This window comes from Proteus vulgaris (assembly GCF_023100685.1).
GTDB lineage: Bacteria > Pseudomonadota > Gammaproteobacteria > Enterobacterales > Enterobacteriaceae > Proteus.
This window is the reverse complement of record NZ_CP090064.1, coordinates 2,903,692-2,916,088: the sequence shown is the minus strand read 5'-3', so window position 1 is coordinate 2,916,088 and position 12,397 is coordinate 2,903,692. Positions and strand designations below refer to the sequence as shown.

The following is a 12,397-nucleotide window of genomic DNA, read 5'->3' as shown; positions in this document are numbered from 1 at the left end:
GTGCATGGCTGGCCATAAATCAGCAAATCTTTTACTTGTCGATGACGATCCTGGGCTATTAAAGTTACTTGGTATGCGGTTAACAAGTGAAGGTTTTCATATCTTCACCGCTGAAAGTGGGCAAGAAGCACTAAAACTTCTCTTAAAAGAAAAAATAGACCTTGTTATTAGCGATCTGCGCATGGATGAAATGGATGGTATGGCATTGTTTGCTGAAATACAGCGCCAGCAACCCGGAATGCCAGTCATTATTCTAACTGCTCATGGCTCTATTCCTGATGCCGTTGCAGCAACACAACAAGGTGTATTTAGCTTTTTAACTAAACCCGTTGATCGAGATGCACTTTATAAGGCAATTGATGAAGCGCTGGAATTAGTGACCACGGTTTCAGATGAAGAGTGGTCAAAAGATATCGTGACGCGTAGCCCACAAATGCTACGTTTATTAGAGCAAGCAAAGTTAGTCGCACAATCTGATGTCAGTGTACTTATTAATGGCCAAAGTGGTACAGGTAAAGAAGTTCTTGCTCAAGCTATTCATCGTGCAAGTCCTAGAGCCAAAAAGCCTTTTATAGCCATTAACTGTGGCGCCTTACCAGAACAACTTTTAGAATCTGAACTATTCGGTCATGCGAAAGGTGCTTTTACAGGAGCAGTAAGTAGTCGTGAAGGTCTATTTCAGGCGGCTGAAGGCGGTACACTGTTTTTAGATGAAATTGGCGATATGCCAATGGCATTACAAGTTAAATTATTACGTGTTTTGCAAGAGCGAAAAGTTCGCCCATTAGGAAGCAACCGTGATATTGATATTGATGTCCGTATCCTTTCTGCCACACATCGTGATTTACCTAAAGCGATGGAACGTAATGAATTCCGTGAAGATTTGTTCTATCGTTTAAATGTGGTGAATCTACGAATTCCTACATTAAGTGAGAGAGCTGAAGACATTCCTGTGCTTGCAAATCACCTATTACGCGAATCAGCTAAACGCCATAAGCCTTTTGTCCGAAGTTTTTCCACTGATGCGATGAAATGCTTGATGACAGCAAGTTGGCCCGGAAATGTGCGTCAATTAGTTAACGTGATTGAACAATGCGTCGCTTTAACGACAGCTCCAGTTATTAGTGAAGCTTTAGTGACACAAGCCTTACAGGGTGAAAATACCGCTTTACCCACATTTGCTGAAGCAAGAGGGCATTTTGAAATGACTTATTTGAGAAAGCTACTGCAAATGACGAAAGGCAACGTGACTCAAGCGGCACGCATGGCAGGACGCAATCGAACTGAGTTTTACAAATTGTTATCCCGTCATGAGCTAGATGCGAATGATTTTAAAGAATAACCTTTTCAGATAACGAATATATTTTTAAACTAGCTTTCTTTTAATGCGAAAGATAGCGGAGAGACTAATTTTTATGAGTCGTAAATTAAAACTCGCAATGGCTCAACTCAATTGGGTTGTTGGCGATATAGAAGGTAACTGTGAACGCATGTTATCTACCGTTAAAGCGCAAGAAGAGGCCGATTTGGTCATGTTTTCTGAGCTGGCGTTATGCGGTTACTCTCCTGAAGATCTGCTATTTCGTCCTGATTTCCAGCAACGCTGTGAAACACAACTTACGCGTTTAGAACAAGCAAGTAAAAAAACAGCAATTGTTGTTGGACATCCTTGGTGGCAAAACGGCAAAATTTATAACGCACTCTCATTTTTCTATAAAGGTGAGTTACAAGCACGTTATTTCAAACAACAATTACCTAATTACGGTGTGTTTGACGAAAAACGATATTTCCAACAAGGAAATGAACGTTGTGTTGTGCCATTTAAAGGTTACCACTTAGGTTTGTTAATTTGTGAGGATATCTGGATTAATGAGCCTATCGATGCATTAAAACAAGCAGGGGCAGATCTTGTTTTATCTATTAACGCCTCGCCATATAACCGTGAAAAACCCCATGTCCGTACACAGTTAATTAAAGAGCATTGTCAAAGAACGCATCTTCCAGTGATCTATCTTAATCAAATTGGCGGTCAAGATGAGCTGGTCTTTGATGGTTGTTCTAAAGTATTTGATGAAAGAGGCACGATCACTCATCGTTTAGCTGCATTTGATGAGCAAACCGCAGTTGTAGAGCTTGATGAATTAACGATTATCCCAATGGTAGATCCCGCACCAGAACTTTCACCTTTAGCGCAAGTGTATCAAGCATTAGTGCTTGCAACGCGTGATTATGTCACTAAAAACGGTTTTAAAGGGGCAATTCTCGGATTATCTGGAGGGATTGATTCTGGATTAACGGTTGCTATTGCTGCTGATGCATTAGGAAAAGAGAGTGTTCAAGCGGTTATGATGCCTTTTCGTTATACTTCTGAAATGAGTATTCATGATGCCAAAGAACAAGCAGATTTATTAGGTATCGAATTCGATACGGTATCTATTGAACCCATGTTTGATGCCTTTATGGCACAGTTAGCACCTATGTTTAAAGATACTGCCGCTGATACTACAGAAGAAAATCTACAGGCTCGCTGTCGCGCGGTGATCTTGATGGCGATGTCAAATAAACGCCGTCGTTTAGTGCTCACCACAAGCAATAAAAGTGAATCCGCAGTGGGATACTCGACATTGTATGGTGATATGGCAGGGGGCTTTGATGTGTTAAAAGATGTCCCTAAAACATTAGTTTTTGAACTATCTAAATATCGTAATACACTTTCACCGGCTATTCCTCAACGTGTGATTGATAGACCACCATCAGCAGAGTTAGCGCCGGGGCAAACTGACCAAGATAATTTACCACCTTATGATATTCTTGATGCTATTCTTGAAGGTTATGTTGAACAGGATAAATCTGTTTCTGATTTAGTTGCCGCTGGATTTGATGAAGCAACGGTCCGTAAAGTGATAAAATTAGTCGATATTAATGAATACAAGCGACGTCAAGCCCCTGTCGGGCCACGTATTACAAGTCGTAATTTTGGTAAAGATCGCAGATACCCAATAACAAGCGGTTTTGGTCGCCACAACTGGTAATAGCAGGATAATACGATGAAAAAAATTGAAGCGATAATTAAGCCGTTTAAGTTAGATGATGTAAGAGAAGCGCTTGGTGAAGTGGGTATCACTGGAATGACCGTAACTGAAGTGAAAGGTTTTGGTCGTCAAAAAGGGCATACTGAACTTTACCGTGGTGCGGAATACATGGTCGATTTTTTACCTAAAGTAAAAATTGAAATTGTTGTTGCTGACGAAATTGTTGAAACCTGTGTAGATACAATTATGACAACAGCACAAACAGGTAAAATTGGTGACGGTAAGATTTTTGTTTTTGATGTGAATCGTGTTATTCGTATTCGTACTGGCGAGCAAGACGAAGAAGCTATTTAATTATTGTTCAAACTTAAGCTAAATAGTTACATTATTTATTTTTATTAAAGCCTGATATTTTTTAATCAAAATATCGGGTTTTTTCATTTTCTTGCGCATAATTAATTTTTTTATGTTTTACCTAAAATGCTATTTATATCTTATGCAAGTCTATTGATGATTATTAACAATTTATTTTACTATTTTTTATAAATTCTAAGGCACAAAATGTTATTCAATAACTTTTAAGTAAAGCTATTATCATCGACATTAAAAATCATTAAGGTATGGGCAAAATAATGTTTAATTATTTATTAAAGCGTCTTGCTTTATTTTTATGTGCAGCAGTGTTAATCGCTATCACTACGGGATTTATATTTCTTGATATTTTTGTTTTTGATAATGGTATTTCAGAAACGTCAGTAACTGAATTAGGCCAAGAAACTATTGTCGCAATGATTTGCTTATTCTTTTTTGTTAAAGCCTATCAAGACAGTGAACAACGGGGAGCGTTCACTCTAATTATGGGCTTTTTCTTGTGTATTTTAATTCGTGAGTTAGATGGTGTTTTTGATCAGATTGCACACGGCTCTTGGGTTTGGTTTGCTCTAACGGTGACGTTTATTAGTATTGCTATTGCGATCAGAGAAGGTAAGAGAACATTAAAAGGCTTAATTCACTTTATTACTCATCCAAGCCATGGAATGTTAGTTGCAGGCCTATTATGTATTTTGTTGTTCTCTCGTCTATTTGGTATGGGAATATTATGGTCTAAATTATTAGGTGAGGATTATAACCGCACTGTTAAAAACATGGTGGAAGAGGGATCTGAATTATTTGGTTATACACTCTGTCTAATTAGTGTTATTTGGTACGGTTTTTCTGCTAAAGATCATGTTATTCCTGCTACGATTGAAAATAAATATCAACCATAAAAATAGTATGATCTAAATAACAAAAGCGCTGATAAATATGATGCTATCAGCGCTTTTTCATTATTCTATTTTAAAGCTTTGTTTTAATGGTTTGATTATTTATTGATTATAAATCTTGCATAATAACAGCATGAGGGCCAAAACATTCATAATGAAATTTTTCACGATTAATACCTAATTCAATAAGTTGTTTTGCAACAGACTGCATAAAAGGTAATGGTCCGCAAAAATAGAAATGCATATCAGGAATGCTTATCCAATCCTCAACTTGTTTTAATGTCATTAGACCTTCAAATTGATATTCTTGATTTTGTACATCTTCAGGTCGTGGTGTGCGATACCAAACTGCTTGTTGATAATGTGGAAGTTTACTACCGACTTGATGAACTTCACTTTTAAAGGCATGAACACCTCCATGTTCAGCAGCATGTAACCAATTAACATTGGCTTGATGAGCAGAAAGTGTGTGTAACATTGATAACATGGGGGTTAAACCCACACCCGCTGAAATTAATGTAACAGGTGTTGTTGGTGATACCTCTAAATAAAAATCCCCCCCTGGTGCGGCGACTTGTACAGTATCCCCTTCTTGAATATGGTCATGAAGAAAATTCGATAAAATACCTTTCTCTTCGCGTTTGACTGCGATGCGGTATGTTTTATTATTTGAAGATTGAGTTAATGAATATTGACGTATTTCTTGGTTTTCAAGACGTTCATCACGGATATAAAGACTTAAATATTGCCCAGCTTGATAAGGTGTAATATCAAGGCCGTCTTCAGGCGCTAATTCAAAGCTGGTAATAACATCACTTCGTTTTACTTTATGTGTGACTTTAAAAGCTCGTAATCCTCTCCAACCACCGCTTGTTTGTTCTTTTTGTTGATAAATTTGCTCTTCACGATTAATAAAAACATCTGCTAACACTTGATAAGCGGCGCCCCAAGCGTCTAACACTTCTTGCCCGGGATTAAACATTTCATCAATTGTAGCCAATAAATTTTCACCTACGATGGGATAATGCTCAGGAAGAATATTTAAACTGACGTGTTTTTGTGCGATTTTTTCAACTGCCGGTAAAATTGTAGGTAAGTTTTCAATATTAATTGCATAAGCGCATATCGCATTAAATAAGGCTTCACGTTGAGCGCCACTACTTTGGTGACTCATGGTGAAGATATCTTTTAATTCAGGATGACGAGAGAACATTCGATCATAAAAATGTGCGGTTAATGCAGGGCCTGTTTTAGCAATAAGAGGAATTGTTGATTTAATTGTCGCGATAGTTTGTGCATCTAACATAATTGCTCCTGAAAAATTTTCAGTTTATTGTGAATTTTTATAAATTGCATTTTATATGCAACTTATCGCTTTTTGATTATTTTGTAAATAACTGTTTTTATTTTTTAACAAAAAATATCAAATCTTAGAGAATGATGCGGGGTGTTTGCATAATAAGGCGAGATGTGCCTCAAAAAGAGGAATAAGCACAGGATAAAATGAGGTTGTTAAAAAGTAATAAGGTGCTGTTATAATTGAATGGCAAACGATTGCGTATTTTTTCATTAGGGGCTATCTCAATGAAGAAAAAGAGTTTACACTGTATGCCATTCTTTCTCCCGTATGGGAGTTTGTCTTTAGTGAAGTTAGCTGAGTCAGGAGATCTGAATGTTAAAACGTGAAATGAATATTGCTGATTACGATCCAGAATTATGGAATGCAATGGAAGGTGAAGTGACTCGTCAAGAAGAGCACATCGAACTTATTGCTTCTGAAAACTATACCAGTCCTCGTGTTATGCAGGCGCAAGGATCTCAGCTGACAAATAAATATGCTGAAGGCTATCCGGGTAAACGTTACTACGGTGGTTGTGAGTATGTGGATGTTGTAGAGCAACTGGCAATCGATCGTGCAAAAGCATTATTTGGTGCTGACTATGCTAACGTACAGCCTCACTCAGGTTCACAAGCGAATGCGGCTGTTTATATGGCATTGTTAAAACCGGGTGATACTGTTTTAGGTATGAACTTAGCACAAGGCGGTCACTTGACTCATGGTTCACCAGTTAACTTCTCTGGTAAACTATATAATATCGTACCTTATGGTATTGATGAATCAGGTAAAATTGATTACGAAGATATCGCTATTCAAGCTAAAAAACATCAACCAAAAATGATTATTGGTGGTTTCTCTGCCTATTCTGGTTTGGTTGATTGGGCAAAAATGCGTGAAATCGCAGATAGCATTGGTGCCTACCTGTTTGTTGATATGGCGCACGTTGCAGGTATGATTGCTGCGGGTGTTTATCCTAACCCAGTTCCTCATGCACATGTTGTTACAACAACAACGCATAAAACATTAGCTGGCCCACGTGGTGGCCTTATCCTTGCTAAAGGCGGAGATGAAGAGTTCTACAAAAAACTGAACTCAGCAGTGTTCCCTGGCTCTCAAGGTGGCCCTTTAATGCACGTTATCGCGGGTAAAGCGGTTGCATTAAAAGAAGCTATGGAACCTGAATTTAAAGTTTATCAGCAACAAGTTGCTAAAAACGCGAAAGCAATGGTAGACGTTTTCTTAGAACGCGGTTATAAAGTAGTGTCTGGCGGAACTGAAAACCACCTGTTTTTATTAGACTTAGTTGATAAAGATATTACAGGTAAAGATGCAGATGCAGCGCTCGGTCGTGCAAATATCACTGTTAACAAAAACAGTGTACCAAATGATCCACGTAGCCCATTTGTCACTTCTGGTGTTCGTATCGGTTCTCCTGCAATTACACGTCGTGGTTTTAAAGAAGCGGAAGCTCGTGAATTAGCCGGTTGGATGTGTGATGTCCTTGATAATATCAATGATGAAGCGAACATTGAAAAAGTGAAACAAAAAGTCTTGGATATCTGCGCTAAATTTCCAGTTTACGCATAAGTTTGTAACGATATAATAAAACCCGTTGTACAAGCCCGCTTCGAGAACTTGTTCTTGGCGGGTTTTTTTGCATCTTAAAAATGGGGGATTGGATGGTTATTCCATCAACACTGTGGCTTGCCTTAGATTATTTTACGTATTTTTTCTCATACGGTATCTTTTTACCTTTTTGGTCAATATGGCTAAAAGGAGAGGGTGTCGATCCTGCGATGATAGGTCTGTTATTAGGTGTAGGTTTAACTGCACGTTTTGTCGGTAGCCTTATCTTAACGCCTGCAGTAAAAGATCCATCAAAACTTATCACAGCATTACGACTATTCGCCTTTCTCTCATTACTCTTTACTGTTGCATTTATGATGGGCAGCCATTGGGCATGGCTATTCTTTGTGATGACTGGATTTAACGTATTCTTTTCACCTATGGTGCCTTTAGGGGATTCCTTGGCTGGAACTTGGCAAAAACAGTTCCCCTTTGATTATGGAAAAATCCGTGTTTGGGGCTCTATTGCTTTTATTATTAGTTCATCATTGTTGGGGATTTTAATTGATGCTTTTGGGCATCCCATCATTCTTTATGGGTTGATTGCCAGTACCCTCGCATTATTTCTTACATCGATGCTTCGTCCTAAAGTCATGCCTCAAGGAAAGGTCAAAAAAGCAAAACAGAGTAATGTGTCTTTTATGAAACTCATTTCTGATGGGCCTGTTTGGCGCTTTTTGTTATGTGTTTCTCTACTACAAGGCGCACATGCAGCCTATTATGGTTTTAGCGCGCTTTATTGGGAAAAGGCTGGGTATGACACTGCAACAATTGGCTATCTTTGGTCATTAGGTGTGGTTTCTGAAGTTATCGTTTTTATGCTCAGTCACCGTTTATTCCGCCGGTGGAGTGCAAGAGATCTACTGCTACTTTCTGCTTTTGCAGGGCTTTTACGTTGGGGATTAATGGGAAGTTTTACCGCATTACCCGCACTTATTGTCGTTCAAATCTTACATAGTGGTACGTTCACAGTATGTCATTTAGCTGCAATGCGTTTTATTAGCGCCCGCCAAGAACACGAAATTATTCGTCTGCAAGCAGTGTATTCCGCTTTAGCAATGGGAGGAAGTATAGCCATTATGACGATTATATCGGGCTGGCTATATGAAAAACTCCCAAATCAAGAATCGTTGATCTTTTGGTTAATGGCAGCATTAACGATCCCAGCGATGTTTATCAGACCCAAAGTACAACCTCAAAATACCTAATTCTTTTATTTCATAAAAATTAAGATCTGTAATGTTTCTGATATTGCAGATCTTTTTTTTCTCCTTTTAAAAGCGCATTTTTTGATCAAAAGAATAATTGACCATTTCAAATATTAGGTTTAAATTTAATTCATTCAAATGAATTAATGCAGAGAGAGTATTATTATGAACAATAAATCGGTGATCCCAGCGAGTTTTTCTTTACAAGAAAGAGACAGACGCTGGCAATTAGCTAGAGATATTATGAAAGATAATCAGTTAGATACATTGATTATCTATGGTGATAGAGAATCCGCAGCACCTGCACCATTTTGTATTGATCACTATTTTACAAATGATCGACTAGGCTCAGTTGTTATTTTTCATGAAGATAAAAAACCCTTAATTGCCACTTTTGCTCCAATGATGATCGCTGATCATATGCAGGCAAAATTACGCGGTGATTTGCAATGGATAGATGAAGATAATCTTGTTGTAGGAAAAACAGGGCGTAATATTGCTCAATTTCTGAAAGAAATGGGTGTACAGCAAAATGCACATATTGGTGTTATTGGTTTAGAGCCTTATCCTCCATTCTATTTTGATGGTGCAATGCCATTTAATACTCTAAACGGTATTAAAGATGCATTCCCTCATGCGAAATTTAGCTGTGTGTATCGTGATTTCTTTAAGCGCGCATCGGTTAAAAGTGAAGAAGAACTGACACATGTAAGATATGCAGCCGCTATTGGTGAAGCAATGAGTGAAGCAATGCGAGTCACCACTAGACCTGGAGCGACAGAAGCCGATCTTGCTGCCGCCATTACTGCAACTTGCTTATCAAGAGGTGGATTTACGGCTGAAATTCTAATGGGATCAGGTTCTGAATATATCGGTTGGGGGCCTCCAGCTTGGCAATATCGTTCACAAGCACCTCGTGAAATTCAAATTGGTGATATTGTGTTATCAGAAATTTTTGCTTTATATGGAATGTATGAAACACAACATCAGGCTGCTGTTGCCGTAGGTAAAATTCACGAAAACTTAGAAAAAGCCGCTTTGGTTGCTCGTGAATGCTATGAAATAGGTGTTGAACATTTAAAGGCGGGGATTACTTTTGGTGAAGTGGTTGATTTAATGGAAAAACCATTATTAAAATCAGGAGGATGGCATGTGCATCCACTTATCCATAGTATCAATCCATACGGACCTATTGGGTTTGGTACTGCTCCAGGTATCGAATCATTGCCATTAGCGAGTCGCTATAAACAAATTGAACGATTACCAAATCCGGGACGAGAGCTTGTATTACAAGAAGGCATGACGTTTGCGTTTGAGCCTAACTGTGGCTTCGGTCATCACTTATGTAACTTAGGTGGTACGGTTGTTGTTGGTAAAAGTAAAGGGATTGAGTTAAATTCAAACTCAACACAATTAATGCGTGCTGATCTATAAGCCAAATATAAAATAGTTAACAAATAATGAAAAACACCAGTAAAACCGCGATAAGTACAGAACAGACTCAAGAAAAGTTAATACAAGAAGGGATTAAACTTTTTGCGCTACATGGAATTAGCGGGTTGAGAACGCGACAACTTGCGCAGGATGCTGGTGTTAATCAGTCAGCAATTCCTTATCATTTTGGTGGGAAACTTGGCGTGTATACTGCTGTTATTCAATATATTGCGACAGAATTAGCCTCAGAAATTCATTTTGACCAATTTGATAATAAACTTCAGCGTATATTAAAAGAAGATAAACTTAATTATGAATTATTTGCTGAGTTAATTCCTTTATTGATGACGGGATTAGCGCGAGCGTTATTAGCACCAGAGCGCCATTATTATAGTCAATTGATTTTACGGGAACAGTTAGAACCGACTGAAAATTATGAATTAATTTATCATAATCTCATAGAACCTTTTCATATAAGACTTTCCCATCTTATTGAATTAATAGATAAAGATTGCGATAAATTAACCACTACTATTCGTGCTCATGCGATGATTGGGCAAATACTAGGATTTGTGATAGCCCGAAAAGCATTTTTATTACGTATTGATAAGCAAGAAATAACATCGCAATTACTGGACAAGATAGCGCTAGAAATCAGCAAATTATCAGTAAATGCATTATTAATATAATAAGAAATGGATAGGTGAGAAAAAAGGCCATTACATTTCAGTGATGGCCTTTTTCGTTATATTTTTATCGCTATTTGTACTGACAAATTAACGTTTTAACGCATCTGTGAGTTCGCTACGAATTTCAGCTAATAATGCTCTAACAACACGAGGGTTACCAGCAACAATGTTACCTGTTTGGAGATAGCCATGATTACCAGTAAAGTCAGAAACGATAGCACCTGCTTCACGAGCAATTAACTCACCACCTAAGAAATCCCAAGGTTTTAAGCCAATTTCAAAGAAGCCATCAACACGGCCAGCGGCAACATAAGCTAAATCTAATGCAGCTGAACCTGTACGACGGAAATCAGCACAAGGAACAAACAGTTTACTTAACATGTTCATATAAGCGGCTGAATGTTGTTTGCTTTTGAATGGGAAACCAGTTGCAAGAACAGCACCATCTAAATCACGGGCATTAGAGCCACGCAGACGATAACCATTTAATTGAGCGCCTTGACCACGAACGGCTGAGAATAATTCGTTACGCATAGGATCATAAACAACAGCCACTTCAGTACGGCCTTTAATGCGTACAGCAATAGAAACAGAGAAGTGTGGAAGACGTTTAATGAAGTTAGTCGTGCCATCAAGTGGATCAATAACCCATTGTATGTCGTGATCTTCACCGAGTAACTCGCCACTTTCTTCCGTAATAATGGTGTGTTTTGGATAAGATTTACGGATGATTTCAATGATTGCTTGTTCTGCGTCACGGTCAACGTTAGTGACAAAATCATTGGTACCTTTCTGATTAGTTTCTACAGATTCAGGATTTTCGTAATTTTTGGCGATTAAATTACCAGCCTTACGTGCGGCACGTATGGCAATATTCAGCATCGGATGCATGGTTATCTTCCACAAGATGTTAAAGAACGGGGATAAAAAACGTGCGAGAGTATAACAGGCATTCGTGTTTCTGGCTACATTTGTGATAAAATAGATGGATCACAAAGCAATTAACAAGAAATCAATGTTAGAAAATATTCGCATCATCCTTGTAGAGACCTCACATACAGGCAATATGGGCTCTACAGCTCGAGCTATGAAAACCATGGGATTGACCAACCTTTATTTTGTTAATCCGAAAGAAAAACCAGATTCACACTCTATTGCCCTATCAGCAGGTGCAAGTGATGTTATTGGCAATGCACGTATTGTTAATAGTATCGATGAAGCGATTGAAGGTTGTGGTTTAGTGATTGGAACAAGTGCTCGCAGTCGTACGCTTTCTTGGCCCATGCTTGCTCCCCGTGAATGTGGTGAGCGTTGTGTTATGGAAGCTAAAAATAAGCCAGTTGCGGTTATTTTTGGTCGTGAACGCACAGGTTTAACCAATGAAGAATTACAAAAATGTGACTTTCATCTATATGTTCCGACTAATCCAGAATATGGTTCTTTAAATTTAGCGATGGCAGTTCAGCTTGTTTGTTATGAAATTCGTATGGCAGCACTTGCCCAAGAAGAAAAACAAGAGGAAAATAACCCATCAGAGATTGATTATCCACCAGCAGATGATATTGAACGTTTTTATGTTCACTTAGAACAGGTGCTTAACGAGTCTGGCTTTATTCGCCCTAAACATCCAGGACAGGTCATGAGCCGTTTACGTCGTCTATTTACGCGTGCACGCCCGGAAACACAAGAGCTCCATATCTTACGTGGTATTCTAACGTCAGTTGAGAAATGGGCTAAGAAATAGAGGGCAAAGTTGATTAACTTAAGTCAATTTTGGGCTGAGTATAATACTTGACTAAAACAC

The 12,397-nt window shown here is 38.4% G+C and carries 11 protein-coding genes; 9 read left to right on the top strand and 2 right to left on the bottom strand.

Annotation, left to right across the window (positions count from 1 at the left end; translation table 11 throughout):
- Positions 1–4: 4 nt before the first annotated feature.
- The 4 genes from glrR to LW139_RS14085 all read left to right on the top strand — a co-directional run bounded on the left by glrR (position 5) and on the right by LW139_RS14085 (position 4,300).
- Positions 5–1,342 (top strand): two-component system response regulator GlrR, encoded by a 1,338-nt coding sequence (gene glrR, locus LW139_RS14100; protein ID WP_087803278.1) that lies wholly within the window; start codon positions 5–7, stop codon positions 1,340–1,342.
- Positions 1,343–1,415: 73 nt separating this feature from the next.
- Positions 1,416–3,032 (top strand): NAD+ synthase, encoded by a 1,617-nt coding sequence (locus LW139_RS14095; RefSeq protein WP_166540790.1) that lies wholly within the window; start codon positions 1,416–1,418, stop codon positions 3,030–3,032.
- A 15-nt stretch (positions 3,033–3,047) separates the two neighbouring features.
- Positions 3,048–3,386: a nitrogen regulatory protein P-II gene (gene glnB / locus LW139_RS14090; protein WP_109392985.1), complete on the top strand. Its 339-nt coding sequence runs from the start codon at positions 3,048–3,050 to the stop codon at positions 3,384–3,386.
- A 266-nt stretch (positions 3,387–3,652) separates the two neighbouring features.
- The gene (locus LW139_RS14085; protein WP_166540789.1) at positions 3,653–4,300 is read left to right on the top strand and encodes a hypothetical protein; all 648 of its coding nucleotides are present in this window, start codon (positions 3,653–3,655) and stop codon (positions 4,298–4,300) included.
- A 106-nt stretch (positions 4,301–4,406) separates the two neighbouring features.
- On the opposite strand, the gene hmpA is transcribed toward LW139_RS14085, so the two are convergent.
- Positions 4,407–5,603: an NO-inducible flavohemoprotein gene (gene hmpA, locus LW139_RS14080; protein ID WP_247850096.1), complete on the bottom strand. Its 1,197-nt coding sequence runs from the start codon at positions 5,601–5,603 to the stop codon at positions 4,407–4,409.
- Between the two features lie 366 nt (positions 5,604–5,969).
- On the opposite strand from hmpA, the gene glyA reads away from it, so the two are divergent.
- The 4 genes from glyA (at position 5,970) to LW139_RS14060 (ending at position 10,593) form a co-directional block, all read left to right on the top strand.
- On the top strand, positions 5,970–7,223 hold the full coding sequence (gene glyA / locus LW139_RS14075; RefSeq protein ID WP_164526493.1) for a serine hydroxymethyltransferase: 1,254 nt from the start codon (positions 5,970–5,972) through the stop codon (positions 7,221–7,223).
- A gap of 92 nt (positions 7,224–7,315) precedes the next feature.
- Positions 7,316–8,470, top strand: coding sequence for a 3-phenylpropionate MFS transporter (locus LW139_RS14070; RefSeq protein WP_166540787.1), 1,155 nt, complete (start codon positions 7,316–7,318; stop codon positions 8,468–8,470).
- A gap of 165 nt (positions 8,471–8,635) precedes the next feature.
- On the top strand, positions 8,636–9,904 hold the full coding sequence (locus LW139_RS14065; protein ID WP_227335767.1) for a M24 family metallopeptidase: 1,269 nt from the start codon (positions 8,636–8,638) through the stop codon (positions 9,902–9,904).
- Between the two features lie 26 nt (positions 9,905–9,930).
- A complete protein-coding gene (locus LW139_RS14060; RefSeq protein ID WP_166540785.1) occupies positions 9,931–10,593 on the top strand; it encodes a CerR family C-terminal domain-containing protein in 663 nt (220 codons plus the stop codon).
- A gap of 87 nt (positions 10,594–10,680) precedes the next feature.
- Here LW139_RS14060 and suhB read toward each other — a convergent pair whose 3' ends face one another.
- On the bottom strand, positions 10,681–11,484 hold the full coding sequence (gene suhB, locus LW139_RS14055) for an inositol-1-monophosphatase (protein ID WP_166540784.1): 804 nt from the start codon (positions 11,482–11,484) through the stop codon (positions 10,681–10,683).
- Positions 11,485–11,608: 124 nt separating this feature from the next.
- On the opposite strand from suhB, the gene trmJ reads away from it, so the two are divergent.
- Positions 11,609–12,337 carry a tRNA (cytosine(32)/uridine(32)-2'-O)-methyltransferase TrmJ gene (gene trmJ, locus LW139_RS14050; RefSeq protein WP_166540921.1) on the top strand — a complete coding sequence of 243 codons (729 nt, stop codon included), beginning with the start codon at positions 11,609–11,611 and terminating at the stop codon, positions 12,335–12,337.
- The last annotated feature ends 60 nt before the right edge of the window (positions 12,338–12,397 follow it).

What these genes read in the sequence shown, in the direction of transcription:
- glrR (WP_087803278.1), top strand. Translation starts at nt 5, where the DNA reads ATGGCTGGCCATAAATCAGCAAATCTTTTACTTGTCGATGACGATCCT.
- LW139_RS14095 (WP_166540790.1), top strand. Translation starts at nt 1,416, where the DNA reads ATGAGTCGTAAATTAAAACTCGCAATGGCTCAACTCAATTGGGTTGTT.
- glnB (WP_109392985.1), top strand. Translation starts at nt 3,048, where the DNA reads ATGAAAAAAATTGAAGCGATAATTAAGCCGTTTAAGTTAGATGATGTA.
- LW139_RS14085 (WP_166540789.1), top strand. Translation starts at nt 3,653, where the DNA reads ATGGGCAAAATAATGTTTAATTATTTATTAAAGCGTCTTGCTTTATTT.
- hmpA (WP_247850096.1), bottom strand. Translation starts at nt 5,603, where the DNA reads ATGTTAGATGCACAAACTATCGCGACAATTAAATCAACAATTCCTCTT.
- glyA (WP_164526493.1), top strand. Translation starts at nt 5,970, where the DNA reads ATGTTAAAACGTGAAATGAATATTGCTGATTACGATCCAGAATTATGG.
- LW139_RS14070 (WP_166540787.1), top strand. Translation starts at nt 7,316, where the DNA reads ATGGTTATTCCATCAACACTGTGGCTTGCCTTAGATTATTTTACGTAT.
- LW139_RS14065 (WP_227335767.1), top strand. Translation starts at nt 8,636, where the DNA reads ATGAACAATAAATCGGTGATCCCAGCGAGTTTTTCTTTACAAGAAAGA.
- LW139_RS14060 (WP_166540785.1), top strand. Translation starts at nt 9,931, where the DNA reads ATGAAAAACACCAGTAAAACCGCGATAAGTACAGAACAGACTCAAGAA.
- suhB (WP_166540784.1), bottom strand. Translation starts at nt 11,484, where the DNA reads ATGCATCCGATGCTGAATATTGCCATACGTGCCGCACGTAAGGCTGGT.
- trmJ (WP_166540921.1), top strand. Translation starts at nt 11,609, where the DNA reads ATGTTAGAAAATATTCGCATCATCCTTGTAGAGACCTCACATACAGGC.